At 65.7% G+C, this 18,510-nt stretch carries 15 protein-coding genes; 9 read left to right on the forward strand and 6 right to left on the reverse strand.

Annotated features, from left to right (window positions below):
• Positions 1-169: 169 nt before the first annotated feature.
• The 3 genes from VGG47_RS05215 to ubiG form a co-directional block, all read right to left on the reverse strand.
• Complete coding sequence (locus VGG47_RS05215) at positions 170-1,240, reverse strand: hypothetical protein (protein ID WP_331536137.1); 1,071 nt, start codon at positions 1,238-1,240, stop codon at positions 170-172.
• 125 nt (positions 1,241-1,365) lie between these two features.
• Positions 1,366-2,499, reverse strand: coding sequence for a M20 aminoacylase family protein (locus VGG47_RS05220; RefSeq protein ID WP_331536139.1), 1,134 nt, complete (start codon positions 2,497-2,499; stop codon positions 1,366-1,368).
• 65 nt (positions 2,500-2,564) lie between these two features.
• Positions 2,565-3,281 (reverse strand): bifunctional 2-polyprenyl-6-hydroxyphenol methylase/3-demethylubiquinol 3-O-methyltransferase UbiG, encoded by a 717-nt coding sequence (ubiG, locus tag VGG47_RS05225; protein ID WP_331536141.1) that lies wholly within the window; start codon positions 3,279-3,281, stop codon positions 2,565-2,567.
• Positions 3,282-3,552: 271 nt separating this feature from the next.
• On the opposite strand from ubiG, the gene VGG47_RS05230 reads away from it, so the two are divergent.
• The 9 genes from VGG47_RS05230 to VGG47_RS15605 all read left to right on the forward strand — a co-directional run bounded on the left by VGG47_RS05230 (position 3,553) and on the right by VGG47_RS15605 (position 14,631).
• A complete protein-coding gene (locus tag VGG47_RS05230) occupies positions 3,553-4,767 on the forward strand; it encodes an aspartate kinase (RefSeq protein ID WP_331536143.1) in 1,215 nt (404 codons plus the stop codon).
• Positions 4,751-5,794 carry an NAD(P)H-dependent flavin oxidoreductase gene (locus VGG47_RS05235; protein WP_408841535.1) on the forward strand — a complete coding sequence of 348 codons (1,044 nt, stop codon included), beginning with the start codon at positions 4,751-4,753 and terminating at the stop codon, positions 5,792-5,794. The genes VGG47_RS05230 and VGG47_RS05235 overlap by 17 nt, the downstream gene beginning before the upstream one ends.
• Positions 5,778-8,051, forward strand: a complete 2,274-nt coding sequence (ptsP, locus tag VGG47_RS05240) for a phosphoenolpyruvate--protein phosphotransferase (RefSeq protein ID WP_331536145.1) — start codon at positions 5,778-5,780, stop codon at positions 8,049-8,051. The genes VGG47_RS05235 and ptsP overlap by 17 nt, the downstream gene beginning before the upstream one ends.
• 63 nt (positions 8,052-8,114) lie before the next feature.
• Positions 8,115-9,125, forward strand: coding sequence for a helix-turn-helix domain-containing protein (locus VGG47_RS05245; RefSeq protein ID WP_331536147.1), 1,011 nt, complete (start codon positions 8,115-8,117; stop codon positions 9,123-9,125).
• 10 nt (positions 9,126-9,135) lie between these two features.
• Positions 9,136-10,260 (forward strand): flavodoxin-dependent (E)-4-hydroxy-3-methylbut-2-enyl-diphosphate synthase, encoded by a 1,125-nt coding sequence (gene ispG, locus VGG47_RS05250; protein ID WP_331536149.1) that lies wholly within the window; start codon positions 9,136-9,138, stop codon positions 10,258-10,260.
• A gap of 141 nt (positions 10,261-10,401) precedes the next feature.
• Positions 10,402-11,625, forward strand: a complete 1,224-nt coding sequence (gene hisS, locus VGG47_RS05255; protein ID WP_331536151.1) for a histidine--tRNA ligase — start codon at positions 10,402-10,404, stop codon at positions 11,623-11,625.
• Positions 11,626-11,701: 76 nt separating this feature from the next.
• Positions 11,702-12,760: a peptide chain release factor 1 gene (gene prfA, locus VGG47_RS05260; RefSeq protein WP_331536153.1), complete on the forward strand. Its 1,059-nt coding sequence runs from the start codon at positions 11,702-11,704 to the stop codon at positions 12,758-12,760.
• A complete protein-coding gene (prmC, locus tag VGG47_RS05265) occupies positions 12,757-13,581 on the forward strand; it encodes a peptide chain release factor N(5)-glutamine methyltransferase (protein ID WP_408841539.1) in 825 nt (274 codons plus the stop codon). Before prfA ends, prmC begins: the two co-directional genes overlap by 4 nt.
• Positions 13,582-13,734: 153 nt before the next feature.
• The gene (locus VGG47_RS15605) at positions 13,735-14,631 is read left to right on the forward strand and encodes a DUF4167 domain-containing protein (protein WP_408841541.1); all 897 of its coding nucleotides are present in this window, start codon (positions 13,735-13,737) and stop codon (positions 14,629-14,631) included.
• Here VGG47_RS15605 and VGG47_RS05275 read toward each other — a convergent pair.
• The 3 genes from VGG47_RS05275 to thrS form a co-directional block, all read right to left on the reverse strand.
• Positions 14,615-15,751 carry an aminotransferase class I/II-fold pyridoxal phosphate-dependent enzyme gene (locus tag VGG47_RS05275; RefSeq protein ID WP_331536155.1) on the reverse strand — a complete coding sequence of 379 codons (1,137 nt, stop codon included), beginning with the start codon at positions 15,749-15,751 and terminating at the stop codon, positions 14,615-14,617. The two genes, VGG47_RS15605 and VGG47_RS05275, sit on opposite strands and share 17 nt — an antisense overlap.
• 153 nt (positions 15,752-15,904) lie before the next feature.
• Positions 15,905-16,444, reverse strand: a complete 540-nt coding sequence (infC, locus tag VGG47_RS05280; RefSeq protein WP_331536177.1) for a translation initiation factor IF-3 — start codon at positions 16,442-16,444, stop codon at positions 15,905-15,907.
• Positions 16,445-16,581: 137 nt separating this feature from the next.
• Positions 16,582-18,507 (reverse strand): threonine--tRNA ligase, encoded by a 1,926-nt coding sequence (gene thrS, locus VGG47_RS05285; protein WP_331536157.1) that lies wholly within the window; start codon positions 18,505-18,507, stop codon positions 16,582-16,584.
• Between the last annotated feature and the right edge of the window lie 3 nt (positions 18,508-18,510).

The raw sequence follows: 18,510 nt of genomic DNA on the forward strand, positions 1-18,510 counted from the left end.
GGTTAGAAGGAAGGACTTCTTTTTGTGAACAAAAAGAAGCAAAAAAACTTTATTAATCTGGGCCTTGGGCTTTGTCGCTGACACCGCCCATGGCCCAGCGGAGCAAAAATTTTTGCGCCGCTTTTTTTAAAAAGCGGCCACTTCCTTGTCTGATTGAACGCCATCATGCCTACCCGAGAAACGTGGCGGTGATTTCCGCGGCGGCTTCTTCGTGATCCTCGCTTTCGGCCATTTCGGCAGTGACGATCACTTCGCAGGAGCCGCGATGATCGCGCAGCACCATCGCCACGGTCCGCTTTTCCGCGCCCTGCAGCACCACTGTCATTTCCCCCAGTTTTTGCCCCGCGGCGATAATCTGGATGGCGCAGCGTACTACCGATTTCTCAGATATTCCACGAACTACGGCATGTAATTCTTTGTAATTATAGCATTCATGGGAGAAAAAAACCGTTGCGGGCGCGCCCGAACGGTTGGGGGTGAGGCGGAAGCCGTGCGACCCGAACGCGGCAAACTGTCCCGTGCCGACATGGGCGAAGCGCAAGGGGCGCAGAATGCCACCCGGCGCGAAAACCGGCACGGCACGCGGCAGCTTCGGCACGATCATGGCCTCGCGCGGGCGGAGCAGCACGTAATCGCCGGAAAGGGTCCGGCTGTATTGCCCTTCGGGAAAGCAGCTTGCGGTCGTGAGGGGCAGAAGTTTTCCACCTGTCTCCACCGCGATCAGCCGTGTCGCCAGTGACCAGGGGGCGCGGAGCAAAGTTTTTGACGCCGCATCGGGGGTGATAATGGCAAGATGTGGCGCGCCGCATTGGCGCTCCCGCAGGAACTCCCCAACGGAACGTGCCTGAATCGGCCCCGCCGGGTCCTCGACCAGCCCAGGCTTTCTGTCTGTTCCGACCCGGTCGGCGCAGGAATAACGCCCGGCCACCGTGCTCAGGGCGCAAAAATGCAAGGAGATGTTGGGATAGGGCAGCGTGTTGAGTTTCAGCACCCGCCGCACCGCCGGGTCCGGCTCGACCGCCATGACTTTGGCGTCTGGAAATTCTTCCGCGAGGGCGGCGCTGCGGTAGCCGGCGCCCGCGCCTATTTCCAGGATCGTCTGCGGCGAAAACGGGATGTTCAGTCCGCGCCCGGACAAGGCGTTTTGGGCGGACCAGACGTCATCGGTCCCGGCGCGCAGCCAGATCGGGGCTCTGCGCCCCTCCAGCGTCACGGGCACCAGGCCCATGACACCGGACACGGCAGCGGCCAGTCGCAGAGCGACACAATCAGCCAGTCGCAGAGCGACAGAATCGGCCAGTCGCGGAGCGACACAATCAGCCAGTAGCGCGGCCCCGGAGGGGGCCGAGGGACTGGCCGCTTCGCTCACTTCAACGCGGCTTTGGCCGTTTCCGCCAGATAGCCGGCGGCAATCGGCAGAAGCGCGTCGTTATAGTCGAAGTTCGCATTGTGCAGCCCGGCCGAAGGGCCGTTGCCGATCCAGGCATAGGCGCCGGGCACGCGCTCGATGAAATAGCCGAAATCCTCGGCGCCCATCGTCGGCTTCATGTCGTGCCGTACCGCCAACCCGATGCCGGAAGCAACGCCGGCGGCGAGTTCGGCCTCGGCCTTATGGTTGAAGGTCGGCGAGAGATAATTGCCGAATTCGACTTCTGCTTTCAGCCCGAAGGCGGCGGCGGTGTGTTCGGCTACCGCGCGCATGCGCTCCTGGAGGAAATCCATCGTTGCACGGCTGTGCGCGCGATAGGTGCCGCCGATGCTCGCGGTTTCGGGAATCTGGTTGAAGGCCTCGGCGCCCTGCATCCGGGTGACGGAGATCACCGTCGGCTCCAGCGGCTCGACATTGCGGGCGACGATGGCGTTCAGCGCCACGATCAGATGTGCTGCCCCCTGCACCGGGTCGGCGGTGAGATGCGGCATCGCCGCGTGGCCGGCATGGCCGGTGAGCGTGATGGTGAAATTGCCGGAAGCGGCCATGCTCGGCCCATGATGCAGCATCACCGTCCCGGTCTCGAGATTCGGCCAGTTATGGTAGCCGAAGATGCGCTCCATCGGGAAGCGCTCGAACAGCCCGTCATTGATCATGGAGAGCGCGCCGCGATAGCCTTCCTCGGCCGGCTGGAACACGAGATGCACGGTGCCGGACCAGTTGTTGTCGTCCAGCAGCAGTTTCGCCGCTCCCAGCAGCGACGTGGTGTGGCCGTCATGACCGCAGGCATGCATCACGCCCGGGGTTTTCGAGGCATAGGGCTTGCCGGTGGTCTCGGTGATCGCCAACGCGTCCATGTCGGCGCGCAGGCCGACCGAGCGGTTGGAGCTGCCGCGCGTGATCGTCGCCACCACGCCGTGGCCGCCGATATTGGCGGTGTGGGGAATCCCCATCTCCCGCAGTTTCTCACACACGAAGGCGGCGGTGGCGGATTCCTGCAGCGACAGTTCCGGGTGGGCGTGCAGATGATGTCGCCAGGCGGTCAGTGTTTCGGCGAGGTCGAAAGGCATGGCAGATACCCCTTAAAAATGGCAAAGCGCATAGTCGAGCGTTTGCCGGCTTTTGTCGAGGCGCGTCAGGCGGCGGAGGCCTCGGCCATGGCGATGTAGTTGATCGACATGTCCCTTGTGATTGCAAAACGCCGCTTGAGCGGCGAGAACGACATGCCCGCATTATCGGCCAGACGTAGCCCGGCGCTCCGGCAGAGCCGGCCGAGCTCCGCCGGCGTGATGAAACGCTGCCAGTCATGCGTGCCGACGGGCAGCAGGCGGAGCACGTATTCCGCGCCGAATTTCGCCACCAGATAGGATTTCCCCGTGCGGTTCAGGGTGGAGATGAACAGCAGCCCGCCTGGTTCAAGCAGCCCGGCAAGGGTGGCGACGAAGGCGGCCGGGTCGGCGACATGCTCGATGATCTCCAGCGCCGTGATCACCGCATATTTGCGTCCCTCGGCGTGGAGGGCCTCGGCGGTGCCGGCGCGGTAGGCGAGGCTGAGCCCCCTGCCCTCGGCATGCGCCTGCGCCGCGGCGATGGCTTCTGTTCCGGCATCCAGCCCCAGCACGTCGCAGCCGGCTTCGGCCAGCGACTCGGAGAGCAGCCCGGCGCCGCATCCCACATCCAGCACTTTCACCGAAGTACTGCCGAATTTCTGTCGAATCCGTTCCAGAATCCATCCCGCGCGGCAGGGATTCATCATATGCAGCGGCTGCATCGGGCCGGTCGGGTCCCACCAGCGCGCCGCCAGCGCATCGAAGCGGGCGATTTCCTCAGGTCTGACCGAATCATTTTGCATCGCGCCGCACTCCATCATCATGCGCTTGGTCGGAGAAAGAAAGCAGCCGCTTTTTGAAAAAAGCGGCGCAAAAACTTTTGTTGTGCTGGGTTATGGGCTTTGTCGGGGACAACGCCTCAGGCCCAGCATAAAAAAGTTTTTTTGCTTCTTTTTGTTCACAAAAAGAAGTCTTCCCTTTCTCTCGGCAGAACAACCCCTATCGCTCTGTTGCGCCGCCAAACATTCAGGCTGTATGTGACGCCCTTGCCGGTTTTCCACAAGGGATAGGTGAATGGCGCGTATCGTGATGAAATTTGGCGGCACCTCCGTCGCCGATCTGGACCGTATCCGCAATGTCGCGGCGCGGGTGAAGGCCGAGGTCGATCAGGGCAACGAAGTGGCCGTGGTCGTCTCCGCCATGGCCGGCACGACCAACCAGTTGGTCGACTGGTGCCAGAAGCTCTCGCCGCTGTTCGACGCCCGCGAATACGACGCCGTGGTGGCGACCGGCGAGCAGGTGACGGCGGGGCTGACCGCGATCGCGCTGCAGAATGTCGGCGTCGACGCGCGCAGCTGGATGGGCTGGCAGGTCTCCGTGGAAACCGACGGTCAGCACGGCAAGGCGCGCATCGCCTCGATCGAGGGCGACGAGCTGATCCAGCGCATGAAGAGCGGGCAGATCCCGGTGATCGCCGGCTTCCAGGGCATCGGCCCGGATAACCGCGTCACCACGCTCGGCCGCGGCGGCTCGGACACCTCGGCGGTGGCCCTGGCGGCGGCGCTGCAGGCGGATCGCTGCGACATCTACACCGATGTCGACGGCGTCTACACCACCGACCCGCGGATCGTGCCGAACGCGCGCAAGCTTGCTAAGATCACATATGAGGAGATGCTGGAGCTCGCCTCGGTCGGCGCGAAGGTGCTGCAGACCCGCTCCGTCGAGCTGGCGATGAAAGAGCGCGTGCGGGTGCAGGTGCTCTCCAGCTTCAAGGATGTCCCCGGAACTCTGGTTGTTGATGAGGAAGAAGTCGTGGAACAGGAAATCGTCGCTGGCATCGCTTATTCGCGGGACGAGGCGAAAATCACCGTGCGCCGGGTGCCGGACCGTCCGGGCATCGCCGCTGCCATTTTCGTGCCACTGTCCGAGGCGCATATCAATGTCGATATGATCGTCCAGAACCTCGCCGCGGATGGCACAACCGATATGACCTTCACCGTCGGCAAGACCGATTTCCCCCGCGCCGTGCAGGTGCTGGAGACGGCCCGCCAGGGGATCGGCTACGCGGAAATCGCCTCCGACCACAATGTCGCGAAGATTTCCGTGGTCGGTGTCGGCATGCGCAGCCATGCCGGCGTGGCCGGCACGATGTTCCGCACCCTGGCCGAGCGCGGCATCAACATCCAGGTGATCTCCACCAGCGAGATCAAGGTGAGCGTGCTGGTGGCAGCCGAGTATACCGAGCTGGCGGTGCGCGCGCTGCACACGGCGTATGAACTCGATGCTTGATCTTCTGGTCCCGGCCGAGCAGCGCCTCGCGGCGCTGCAACGGCGCGGTGCGGCCTTCCTCGGCACCGAGCTGGCGATCCTGGGCGGGGCGATGAGCTGGGTGAGCGAGCGCAACCTCGTCGCCGCCATCTCCAACGCCGGCGGCTTCGGCGTGATCGCCTGCGGCGCCATGACGCCGGACCTGCTGGCGGCGGAAATCGCCGGCACCCAGGCGCTGACGCAAAAGCCGTTCGGCGTGAACCTGATCACCATGCATCCTGCCCTTGACGAGCTGGTGCAGGTCTGCCTGCGCGCGAAGGTCGGGCATATCGTGTTCGCGGGCGGTATTCCGCCGGGCCCGGCGATCCGCGCCGCCAAGGATGGCGGGGCCAAGGTCGTTGCCTTCGCCCCCGCTTTGGTGCTGGCCAAGCGCTTCATGAAATCCGGCGTCGACGCGCTGGTGATCGAGGGCTCCGAGGCCGGCGGGCATATCGGCCCGGTGTCGCTCACCGTCCTGGCGCAGGAGATCCTGCCGCATATCCGTGACGTGCCGGTCTTCGTCGCCGGCGGCATCGGCCGGGGCGAGACGATACTGAGTTACCTCGAGCTGGGCGCTTCCGGGGCGCAGCTCGGCACCCGCTTCGCGGCCTCCGCCGAGAGCATCGCGCACGCCAATTTCAAAAAGGCCTTCGTGCGCGCCAGCGCCCGTGACGCGATCCCCTCGATCCAGCTGGACGAGCGTTTTGCGGTGATCCCGGTGCGCGGTCTCGTCAATGAGGGGACCAAGCGCTTCCTCGCGCATCAGGCCGAAGTGGTGCAGAAATTCCAGTCCGGCGCGCTCGACAAGACCGCGGCGCAGCTGGAGATCGAGCATTTCTGGGCCGGGGCGCTGCGGCGTGCCGTGATCGACGGCGATGTGGAAAACGGCTCGGTGATGGCCGGCCAGTCGGTCGGCATGGTCACATCGGTGCAGAGCGTGGCGGAGATTCTGGCCGAACTGAAAGCCCAGGCGGTCGCCGCCTTGGTGGCACGTGCCGCAGGACCTTGAGAGCATAGCCAAGCCGCTGCGGCGGCGGCGCAAGCCGAAATTCGGCAGTACCAGGCAGCTTTTCGCGCGCCTGCGGGAGGCACTTGCTTCCGGCCATGCCGGCCTGCCGGACATTGCCGAGCTGGTAGCGCAGGGCCTGCCGGCCGATGCCAGTGTGATTTATGTGGCGCGCGCCGGCGAAGTGCTGGAGATGGCCGCCACCTACGGGTTGAACGTGAGCGCCGTCGGCCGCACCCGGTTACGGGTCGGCGAGGGCATCGTCGGCATGGTCGCCGCCTCGGGCGATCCGCTGAACCTGGCCGACGCACAGAACCATCCGCGCTACGTCTACCGCGCCGAGGTCGGCGAAGAGAACATGTCCGCGATGCTGGCGATGCCGGTGAAGCGCGCCGGGCGGATCCTGGGCGTGATCGGGGTGATGTCGCACGAGGCAAGGCAGTACGCGCCGGTCGAGGTCGAGGCGGTGGCGACCGTGGCCATGCTGCTGGCGGAAATCCTGGTGCAGGCCGGGGCCACGGAGCTGCCGGAAGAAGGATTTTCTGGCTCTCTGCCGCGCCGCTATGCCGGGCACGGCCTGGCGCCGGGCATCGCCCGCGGCGCGATCCTCGTCTATGGCGCGACGCCGCCAATTGCGCGGCTGCTGACCGATGACCCGGCCACCGAGCTGGAACGGCTGGACCTGGCGGTGGAAGCCGCGAACAAGAGCCTGGACGGGCTAATCTCCGCCTCGCTGCCGGGCGGCAATGCGCCGCGCGAGGTGCTGGAAGCCTATCGCATGGTGGCGCAATCCTCCGGCTGGCTGACCCAGGTGCGTCAGGCGATCAATGACGGCCTCACCGCAGAGACCGCCGTGGACAAGGTGGCGCGCAACCTGCGCGAACGGATGCGGCGCATCGCCGACCCGTATCTGCGCGAGCGGCTGGCCGATATCGAGGATATGGTGAACCGGCTGATGGTGGCGCTCGGCGGCATGGCGCCGAAGCCTGAATGCGCCGAAGGCAACATTCTGCTGGTGCGCCGGCTCGGGCCGGCGGACCTGCTGGATTGGCATGCGCGCGGGATCGCCGGCGTGGCGATCGAGGAGGCGAGCCCCTCCGGCCATGCGGCGATCCTGGCGCGCGCCCTGGGCCTGCCGGCGCTGGCGGTGGATCGAGGTGCTGTGGAAGCGGCCACCAGCGGGGAGGAAGCGCTGCTCGACGCCGAGGGCGAGACACTGATCCTGCGCCCGGAGCCGGAGGTGATCCAGGTGTATGAGCGGGCGCTGCAGGTGCGCAGCGTGCGCGCCGCCGAGCTTGCGACCTATCGCGACCGCCCGTCGATCACCAAGGACGGCACCGCGATTTCCTTGATGATGAATGTCGGCCTGGCGCTGGAGCTGGACCAGCTGGAGCGCAACGGGGCCGAAGGGATCGGCCTGTACCGCACGGAAATCGCCGCTTTGGCGGCAGGCGGCGTCCCCGACGTGGCGGGGCAGGCCGCGGAATATTCGCGGGTTCTGGATCGCGCCCGCGGCAAGAAGGTGCAGTTCCGCACGCTCGATCTCGGCGCCGACAAGCTGCTCCCGGGGGAGGCCGCCGCCGATGAGGAAAACCCGGCGATGGGCTGGCGCTCCATTCGCGTCGGCCTGGACCGGCCGGCGATCCTGCGCCGGCAGCTGCGGGCGTTGCTGCTGGGGGCGCAAGGGCGCCCGCTCTCCATCATGTTTCCGATGGTGGCCACGGTCGAGGAGTTCCGCGCCGCGCGCGACCTGCTGGAGGCCGAGATCGCCCGCGTCCGCCCGGCCCCGGCGGAGATCGAGGTCGGCACGATGATCGAGGTGCCCTCACTGCTGTTCCAGCTGCCGGGCTTGCTGGCGGAGGCGGATTTCGTCTCGGTCGGCACCAACGACCTGATGCAGTTTCTGTTCGCCGCCGATCGCGGCACGCCGGGACTGGCGGACCGCTACGACCCGCTTTCTGCGCCGGTGCTGGAACTGATCGAGCAGCTGGTCGTCGCCTGCCGACAGGCGGGCGTGCCGCTTTCGATCTGCGGCGAGGCCGCAGGGGGGCCATTGGAGGCGCTGGCCTTCGCGGCGGTGGGCGTGACCCGGCTGTCAATGTCAGGTAATGCGATTTTACCGGTCAAAGCCCTGCTGGTGGAGGCGGATCTGAACGCGCTGCGGCCGATTTTGCGTGAACTCCGCCGTGCCGGGGCCGCCGGCGGCAGCATCCGCGAGCCGCTCGCCGCCTGGGCCCGCGAACATAATTTGCCGGTCTGATATGTGCCGCAGCCCTACCCCCGGTAGCGCGCGACGGCTGAGCAGTATAGAAAGCGCAACAAGATGCCGAACGATTCACTGCAAAACGAGATGATCGACCAAGACCATGTTTCTCACCCTCCCGCAGCCTCTGGGGCGGCGCAGGTGGGGGATGGATTGCGTGAGGTGCGCGAACGGCTGGGCTGGAAGCTCGTCGATGTCGCCGCGGCGCTGCGTATCCGCCTGCCCTATCTTGAAGCGATCGAGCGCGGCGACCTCGCCGCCTTGCCCGGCCCGGCCTATCAGACCGGCTTCGTGCGCTCCTACGCGCAGATACTGGGGCTCGATTCCGAGGAGATTCTGCGCCGCTTCCGGGCTGAAGGGCTCGGCCGGGCGCCCAAGGCGGAGCTGACCTTCCTGGCCCCCGTCCCCGATCGCGGCGTGCCCACCGGGGCGATCGCGCTGGTCGGCGTGGTTGTGGTGCTGATCGGCTACGGGGTCTGGTATCATTATACCGCGCATGAGCGCCGTCTGGCGGCGGCGGTGCCGAGCGTGCCGGCCGAGCTGGCGCCACTCGCGATCCCGCCAAAGTTTTCTGCTCCGCCCAAGCCTGTGGCCGCGCCCACCCCTGTTCCGCCCGCTCCAGCCGCTATTGCCACACCAGCGCCGCAACCGGCCACACCGCTAACAGCGACACCGGCCGCACCGCTAACAACGGCACCGGCACCAGCGGCGCCGCCTATGCCAGCCGCCGTGGCGGCAAACCAGCCGCCGGCACCGGCAACGCCCGGCGTGGTGGCGCCACCGGTCCCGGACGCAGCGGTTCAGGGCGAGGCCATTCTCGCCACCGCCGACAGCTGGATCGAAGTGCGCGACGCTTCCGGCACCATCCTGTTCAGCAAGGTGCTGCGCGCCGGGCAAAGCTGGCCGGTGCCGCAGGAAGCCGGCCTGACCCTGACCTCCGGTAATGCCGGTGGCACGGAGATTACCCGGAACGGCACGCCCGGCGCGCCGCTGGGGGCTCCCGGTGTGGTCCTGCATCATTATAGTCTCACGCCTCCTGCCGCCCAAGGCGCGGCTTCCGCGACCCATTAATGGAGTTTCCATGAACTACCGCGAATACCAGCAGGTCGACCGTCGCAAGAGCCGGCAGATCAGCGTCGGCAACGTGAAGGTCGGCGGCGACGCCCCGGTTTCAGTGCAGACCATGACCAACACCCTGACCACCGACGTCGAGGCGACGGTGGCGCAGGTCCTGCGCGCCGAGGCGGCGGGCGTGGACATCGTCCGCATTTCCTGCCCGGATGAGGAGAGCACCGCGGCGCTGAAGGAGATCGTGAAGCGGGTGAATGTGCCGGTCGTGGCCGACATCCATTTTCACTACAAGCGCGGCATCGAGGCCGCCGAGGCGGGTGCGGCCTGCCTGCGCATCAATCCCGGCAATATCGGCAGCCCGGAGCGCGTGCGCGAAGTGATCAAGGCGGCGCGCGACCATAACTGCTCGATGCGCATCGGCGTGAATGCCGGCTCGCTGGAGAAGCACCTGCTGGAGAAATACGGCGAGCCGAACCCCGAGGCGCTCGTGGAATCCGCCCTGGAACACGCAAAGATCCTCCAGGACCACGATTTCCACGAATTCAAGATCAGCGTGAAGGCGTCGGACGTGTTCATGGCGGTCGCCGCCTACCAGCAGCTCGCGGATGTCTGCGACCACCCGCTGCATATCGGCATCACCGAGGCGGGCAGCAGGCGCGCCGGCACGGTGAAATCCTCCATCGGCCTGGGCTCGCTGCTCTGGGCCGGCATCGGTGACACCATGCGCGTCTCGCTCTCCGCCGAGCCGGAAGAAGAAGTGCTGGTCGGCTGGGATATCCTGAAGTCGCTCGGCATCCGCCATCGCGGCGTGCGCATCATTTCCTGCCCGTCCTGCGCCCGCCAGGGGTTCAACGTCATCAAGACGGTCGAGACCCTGGAAGAGCGCCTGGCGCATATCCAGACGCCGATCACCCTCTCGATCATCGGCTGCGTGGTGAACGGCCCCGGCGAGGCGCTGATGACCGATCTCGGCCTGACCGGCGGCGGCGGCGGACGGCACATGATCTATTCGGCCGGCAAGACCGACCACACCATCGACGGCGCGGACATGGTCTCGCACATCATCGACCTGGTGGAAGCCAAGGCGGCCCAGCTCAAGGCCGCCGAGGACGCCGCTAAGGCGGCTGTGGCGTAAGGAAGTAGCCGCTTTTTAAAAAAAGCGGCGCAAAAATTTTTGTTATGCTGGGCCATGGGCGTTGTCACCGACAATGCCCATGGCCCAGCGCTTTTCTCCTGGCACTCACTGCCGTTTTCTACTCGAAAGTTCTCTCTCTTTATGGCTCCTGCACTGCAACCCGTCCGCGGCACCCGTGATCTCATTGGGGAGGATGCCGCGCGTTACGCCCATGTAGTGGCGACGGCGCGGCGGGTGAGCGCGCTCTATGGCTTCGCCGAATGGCAGACGCCGATTTTCGAGGACACGCGCGTGTTCTCCCGCACGCTCGGCGAGACTTCCGACGTCGTGACCAAGGAGATGTACACGTTCGAGGATCGCGGCGGGGATTCCGTGACGCTGCGGCCCGAGGGCACGGCCGGTGTGTGCCGCGCGTTGATCACCAACGGCCTGACGCAGACCTTGCCGCAAAAGGTTTTCTACGCCGGCCCGATGTTCCGCTATGAGCGGCCGCAGAAAGGCCGCTACCGGCAGTTTCACCAGATCGGCATCGAGCTGCTGGGGCCGAGCGTGCCGCTCGCGGATGCCGAGGTGATCGCCGCCGGCTGGCAGATCTTGAACGAACTCGGCATTGCGCAGGACGTGGTGCTGAACATCAACACGCTGGGCGATGCCGAGAGCCGCGCCAATTACCGCGCCGCGCTGGTGGAGTATTTCACCCGGCACGAAGCCTCGCTCTCGGCCGACAGCAAGATGCGGCTGGACAAAAATCCGTTGCGGATTCTCGATTCGAAGGATGAAGGCGACCAGGCTCTGGTGGTGGATGCGCCGGTGATCTACGCACATCTCACTGAATCGGCTGCCGCGTTCTACAACGAGCTGAAAGCGGCGCTCACCGCCTTCGGCGTGCTGTTCACCGAAAATCCGCGCATCGTGCGTGGGCTCGATTATTATAATCACACCGCGTTTGAGTTCGTGACCACGGCGCTGGGCGCGCAGGGCACGGTGCTCGCCGGCGGGCGTTATGATGGGCTGGTCGAGCAGATGGGCGGCCCTAACGTGGCCGGCATCGGCTGGGGTGCGGGCATCGAGCGCCTTTCCATGCTGATCGCGGCGCCCGGCCAGGCTTCTGTTCCGGTGGCGGTGATCCCGATGAACGACAGTTTTTCCGGTCCTGCCTTGGACGTTTTGAAGTCGTTGCGCGAAGCTGGCGTGTCGGCGGAAACCGCCTATTCCGGCAACGCGAAGAAACGCCTGGAGCGCGCGAACAAGTCCGGCGCCAAGTTCGCAGTGCTGGTCGGCGAAGACATCAAGCTGAAGAATCTTGCGGACGGGGCGCAACAGGACGTGGCGCTGGCCGATTTGCCCGGCCTTCTGCTACAATGACAATTTTTGGGGTCTGGGGCCTCCCGGCCCCAGCGGGTCGAGGGCAGAGCCCTCGCCTTCACTTGGCTGTCTTGAAATGAACAACATCGACCAGAAACTAGACCGCATTCTCGCCCGCGCGGAGGAGCTGCGTTTCATGCTCTCCGGCACGCTGAGCGGTGATGCCTTTGTCAAAGCCTCCAAGGAGCTTGCGGAGATCGAGCCGATCGAGACGCGAATCGCCGAGCTGCGCGCTGCCGAGCAGGCGCGCCGCGAGGCCGAGGCGATGCTGGCGGATCCGGAAATGAAGGAGCTGGCCGCGGCCGAGCTGGAAAGTCTTCGGCAGCTTCTGCCGGAGCTGGAAATGTCGGTGCGCCTGGCGCTGCTGCCCAGGGATGAGGCGGACGATCGCTCCGGGATTCTCGAAATCCGCCCCGCGGCCGGCGGCGACGAGGCCGGGCTGTTCGCGGCGGAACTGTTTCAGGCCTACCAGAAATATGCCGGCCTGCATGGCTGGCGCTTCGAGGTTCTGGAATACGGCGAGAGCGAGCTGGGGGGGCTGAAGGAAGGCATCGCGGAAATCACCGGCAAGTCGGTTTTCGCCAAGCTGAAATTCGAGTCCGGCGTGCACCGCGTGCAGCGCGTGCCGGCGACCGAGACGCAGGGGCGCATCCACACATCCACCGTCACCGTCGCGGTGCTGCCGGAGGCGCAAGAGGTGGATGTGGACGTGAACGAGGGCGATCTGCGCATCGACGTGTACCGTGCCTCCGGCGCCGGCGGGCAGCACGTGAACAAGACGGAATCCGCCGTGCGCATCACGCATCTTCCCACCGGCATTGTGGTGGCGATGCAGGAGGAGCGCAGCCAGCACAAGAACCGCGCCAAGGCCATGAAAATTCTGCGCTCGCGCATCTATGAGCAGCAGCGTTCGAGCCTGAACGCCACGCGCGCCGCTGACCGCAAGTCCCAGGTCGGCACCGGCGACCGCTCGGAACGCATCCGCACCTATAACTTTCCGCAAGGGCGGGTGACGGACCACCGCATCAATCTCACGCTGCACAAGATCGACCGGGTGATGCTGGGCGAGATGGACGACATCATCGACGCGCTGATCGCCGAGGACCAGGCGGCGCGGCTCGCGGCGGACACTTGATTTCGGCGCGTGCCGCTCTGATGCTGATCACGGAGCGGCTCGCGGCGGCGGGGCTCGAGGAGCCGCGGCGCGAGGCCCGTATATTGCTGGCCGCGGCCGAGGGGGTGAGCGCCGCCGGGCTGTTGGCGCTGAACGAGGTGGACGAGGCGAATTTCGCGCCGTTGCTGCAAAGGCGCGAGGCGCGCGAGCCGATGGCCTATATTCTCGGCCGGCGTGAATTCTGGGGGCTGGATTTTGCCGTCTCGCCCGCGACCCTGATCCCCCGGCCCGATAGCGAAACACTGATCGAAGCGGTGCTCGCCGCCGGCGTAAAGCCCCGGACCGTGCTCGATCTGGGCACCGGGACCGGCTGCCTGCTCCTCGCGGCCCTGCACGAGTTTCCGCAAGCGTTCGGGGTCGGAGTCGATCTTTCTCCCGACGCGGCGGCGCTGGCGCGGGCCAATGCGGCGGCGCTGGGCATGGCCGAGCGGGCGGTGTTTCTGGCCGGCAACTGGGACGCGGCGCTGGCCCAAAAGTTTGATCTGGTGCTCTCCAACCCGCCTTATATCGAGGCCGCCGACGTCCCTCAGCTGATGCCGGAAGTGGCGCGCTACGAGCCACTCTCGGCCCTGGCCGGCGGGGCGGACGGGCTGGACGCCTACCGCGCCATCATCGCCGCCCTGCCCCGCCTGCTGCCCCCGGACGGGCTGGCGGTGCTTGAACTGGGCGCCGGGCAAGCCATATCAGTGGCGCGGCTGGCGGTGGAGCAGAAATTTTCCTGCAGCACGCGGCGGGACCTTGATGGCATCGAACGGGCAGCGCTCTTGACCCGTTGTAAATAGGCCATTGGCAGAACGCGAATATCGGTCTAAGCACGTGCTGCGGGCGAATTAGCCTCGAGTCTCGGCGGTGGTCGAGACCTGCTTGGGTTTGGTGGTGCTGGCGCACCCCGCCGCGCAAAGCAATCTTACGAGGATAGACGAGAAGCAATGAACATGAAGCGCATGCGTGGTCGCAACCATCGCCCGAATGGCGGTGGCGGCGGTGGTGGTGGTGGCGGCGGGTTCCGCAACCAGCAAAACGGCATCCCGCTGAACCGCAATCATGTATTCGACAGTTCCGGTCCGGAAATGCGGGTGCGCGGCACGGCCCAGCAGCTCTATGACAAGTACCAGCAGATGGCCCGCGACGCCTCCAGCAATGGCGACCGCGTGACCGGCGAGGCGTATTATCAGCACGCCGAGCATTATTTCCGCATCATCAGCGCCATCAACCAGGCGCAGGGCCTGCAAAATCCGCCGGCCGGGCAGCAGAACGCCCCCCAGGAGCGCGGTTTTGGCGGCCAGGCCAATAGCCATTCCGCCGAGCAGCGTCGCGAGCCGCAGACCGACCTGCTGGAAGCCGGCGAAACGCGGCCGCAGGAGCCACGGCCCCCGCAGGAATTCCGCGCCGACAACCGCGACAATCGTGAGCCGCGGGAGAATCGGGAGCCTCGCCGCTTCGAGCAGCGCGGTTTCGAGCCGCGTCAGCGCCCGGAACGCCCGGAGCGCAACGAACCGCGCTTCCGCCCGGAAAATGTCGTCGATGCGCGCATCGATATCAGCTCGGCGCTGGAAGCCGAACTGGCGGCGGCAACCGCCGAACCTGCTGGTCTTGGCGAGCAGCCGTCCCTGCCCGGCACGCTGGCAGCCCCGGCTCCTGCTCCCGCTCCCGAAGCGCCGCGCGCCATCCCCATCATGCGCAACGCACCGCCGGCCGAGGCAGCCCCTGAAGCCGCCCCGCCTCCGGCAGCAGCCGCCGTGCCGGAAACCCCGGCCCCGCGCGTGCCGCGCCCTCGTGGCCGCCCGCGCATCGTGCGGCCGGAGCCGGAAGCCGTTAAGGCCGAGGAGTAAGAAGCCCCTTCACCGTGGCAGCCAGGCGGTCGAGATCGGCCTCCTGGTGCGCGGCGGTGAAGGTGAAGCGTAGCCGCGCCGTGCCTTCCGGCACCGTCGGCGGGCGTATGGCGGTGACGAGGAATCCCGCCGCCTGCAATTGTTGTGAGATTTTCAGCGCCTCGGGCGCGCCGCCGACGATCAGCGGCACGATGGGGCTGGCCGCTTCGGGCAGATCCAAAGCCGCCGTGAAGCGCCGGGCCAGCGCCAGAGGGCGAGCCGCGTAATCGGGATTGGCCGCAATAAAATCCAGCGCCGCGATCGCCGCCGCCACGGTGCCGGGCGGCAGGCCGGTGGTGTAGACGAAGCTGCGCGCGCGGTTGCGCAGCAGGGCCACGACATTTTCGCTGGCGCAGATATAGCCGCCATAGCCGCCGATGGCTTTTGAGAGCGTGCCCATCTGCAGCGGCACGCGCGCGGCCCCTTCCGGCTTCGGCAGGACACCGAGGCCATGGGCGTCATCGGTCATCAGCCAGGCATCATGCGCCTCCGCCAGATCGGCCAGGGCCGCCACCGGCGCCAGGTCGCCATCCATGGAAAACACGGAGTCCGTGGCCATCATCGCCCGGCCATGGTTGCGACGATGCGCCACCAGCAACTCCGCCAGATGCGCCATGTCGTTGTGGCGGAAGGTGATGACCCTGGCGGCGGAAAGCTTGGCGCCGGCCCAGATGCAGGCATGCGCCAGCTCGTCGACAAAGATCACATCCGCGTTCCCGATCAGGGCCGGGATGATGCCGCTATTGGCGAGATAGCCGGCCCCGAACACCAGCGCATCCGTGGTGCCCTTGGCGGCGGCGAGCCGTGCTTCCAGCTCCGCATAGAGCGGATGGTTGCCGGTCACGAGGCGCGAGGCGCCCGAGCCGACGCCATAACGCCGCGTCGCCGCCACCGCAGCCTCGATTACGGCGGGATGCACCGAGAGGCTGAGATAGTCGTTGCAGGAAAAAGAAATCAGGGTTTTCCCCCCACGCTCGACCAGCGGGTGCCGCGTGCGTGAGGTAACCTGTAATTCGCGCCGGAGAGCACGCTGTTCGAGCGCGCTGAGCTTTTCGGCGGCGAATTGTTCGAGTGAGTTCATGGCAACCTCGCCGACTTGAAGAAAGCGGCGCAAAAACTTTTGGCTATGCTGGGCCTGAGGCGTCGTCGGCGACAGCGCCCATGACCCAGCATAAATAAAGTTTTTTTGCTACTTTTTGTTCACAAAAAGTAGTCTTTCCTTCGCTTGAGGGGCCTAGCGCGGCGACAACACCATAACCATCTGCCGGTTTTCCATTTTCGGCATTTGCTCGACCTTGGTCTCCACATCCATATCGGCGCGGATCCGCTCGAGCACTTTCACGCCCAGCTCCTGGTGGGCCATTTCACGGCCGCGGAAGCGCAGCGTGACCTTCACCTTGTCGCCCTCGCCGATGAAGGTCTTCATGGCGCGCAGCTTCACCTGGTAATCGTTCTCATCGATGTTCGGGCGAACCTTCACTTCCTTGATTTCGACGACCTTCTGCTTCTTCCGCGCCTCGTTCTTCTTCTTCTGCTGTTCGTACTTGAACTTGCCGTAATCGAGGATTTTCGCAACCGGGGGTTCGGCGTTCGGGCTGATCTCGACCAGGTCGAGGCCGACGGCGAAGGCCCGTGCGATGGCGTCGCGGGTGGCCACCACCCCTTGCATCTCACCATCCTGGTCGATCAGACGGACCTGCGGAATTCTGATTTCATCGTTGACCCGGGGCCCGTCGCGGAGGGGCGGCGTGGGTGGCGCTGGCGGTCTGGCTATGGAAAATCTCCTGCAAATGTTTGAGCGTATCGGCTTAGTCGAAAATCATGAGCGATTGCAATCGTCACGATGCATAGCTGTCAAAAGCCCTGAATTTTACTCCCTCCGGCGCGCGGCGCCGGGGGGAGTAAAATGATTCAGCGGCGTAGATCGGGCGGGGTTGCCTCCGCCTTTAGCAGCGCCACCGCCTCGGCCAAAGGCAGAACTTCCTGCGTCGCCCCGCCGAGCCGGCGAATCGCCACGGTGCGCTCCTCGGCTTCCTTGCGGCCGACGACCAGGATGTTCGGCACGTGGTGCAGGCTGTGCTCGCGGATTTTCGCCTGGATTTTCTGGTTGGAGATATCGAGCTCGGTGGTGAGCCCGGCGGCGCGCAGGGCTTCGGCCACTTCGGCGGCGTAATCATCGGCGTCCGAGACGATCGTCGCCACGGCGGCCTGCACCGGCGCCAGCCAGAGCGGGAAGCGCCCGGCATAGTTTTCGATGAGAATACCGAGGAAACGCTCGAAACTGCCGATGATGGCACGATGCAGCATCACCGGGCGGGCGCGGGTGGATTCGGCGGTGACATATTCTGCGTCCAGCCGCTCAGGGAGAACATAATCCACCTGCAGCGTGCCGCACTGCCAATCACGGCCGATCGCGTCGCGCAGCACGAATTCCAGTTTCGGGCCATAGAAGGCGCCCTCCCCCGGGTTCAGCGTGTAGGGCAGCCCCGCCGCCTCGCAAGCGCCTTTGAGCGCGGTCTCGGCGCGGTCCCAGTCTTCGTCGGAACCTGCCCGCTCGGCCGGCCGGTCGGAGAATTTCACCGCGAAACTCTCGAAGCCGAAGTCCTTGTAGACGGAGTCGAGGAGTTCGACGAAGCGCACCGTCTCGGAAACGATCTGGTCATCCGTGCAGAAGATATGCGCGTCGTCCTGCGTGAAGGCGCGCACGCGCATGATGCCGTGCAGCGCGCCGGACGGCTCGTAGCGGTGGCAGGCGCCGAACTCGGCCATGCGCAACGGCAGTTGCCGATACGAGCGCAGGCCCTGCTTGAAAATCTGCACATGGCAGGGGCAGTTCATCGGCTTCAGCGCCAGGGTCGTCTCTTCGTCCACCACCTCGGCGATGAACATGTTCTTCCGGTATTTGTCCCAATGGCCTGACTCTTCCCAGAGGCGGCGGTCGACGAGCTGGGGCGTACGCACCTCCTCATAGCCGGACTGCTCCAGGCGGCGGCGGATATAGGCTTCCACCGTGCGGTAGAGCTTCCAGCCCTTCTGATGCCAGAAGATCGAGCCGACGGCTTCCTCCTGGATATGGAACAGGTCCATCTCCTTGCCGATGCGGCGATGGTCGCGGCGCTCTGCCTCCTCGAGCTGGTGCAGATAGGCGTCCAGCTCCTTCTGGTCGCGCCAGGCGGTGCCGTAGATGCGGCTCAGCATCGGGTTGCGGTGATCGCCGCGCCAATAGGCGCCGGCGGTTTTTTGCAACTTGAAGGCGGTGCCAATATCGCCGGTGCCGCGCATATGCGGGCCGCGGCACAAATCGAGCCATTCGCCCTGGCGGTAGATGGTGATGGTCTGGTCCGCCGGCAGATCGCGGATCAGCTCAGCCTTGAACCGCTCGCCGCGCGCTTCAAAAAACGCGATGGCCTCGTCGCGGTCCCACTCTTCGCGCGTAAAGGGGGCGTTGGCGGCGATGATCTCCTTCATCTTCGCCTCGATCGCCGGCAGATCGTCGGGGGTGAACGGCTCGTTGCGATAAAAATCGTAGTAAAAACCGTTCTCGATGGCCGGGCCGATGGTCACCTGCGTGCCCGGATAGAGCGCCTGCACCGCCTCGGCCAGCACATGCGCGGTGTCGTGGCGGATGAAGTCCAGCGCCACCTCGTCCTTGCGGGTGATGAACTTGACCGACGCGTCTTCGGCGATCTCCCGCGAGAGATCCTGCAACTGCCCGTTCACTTCCATGGCCAGGGCGGCGCGCGCCAGGCCCGGGCCGATCGCGGCGGCGATGGTCGTGCCCGTGACCGTACCGTCGAAAGAGCGGATGGAACCGTCGGGCAGTGTGATTGCGGGCATTGG

It is taken from the genome of Acidocella sp., assembly GCF_036489515.1.
GTDB lineage: Bacteria > Pseudomonadota > Alphaproteobacteria > Acetobacterales > Acetobacteraceae > Acidocella.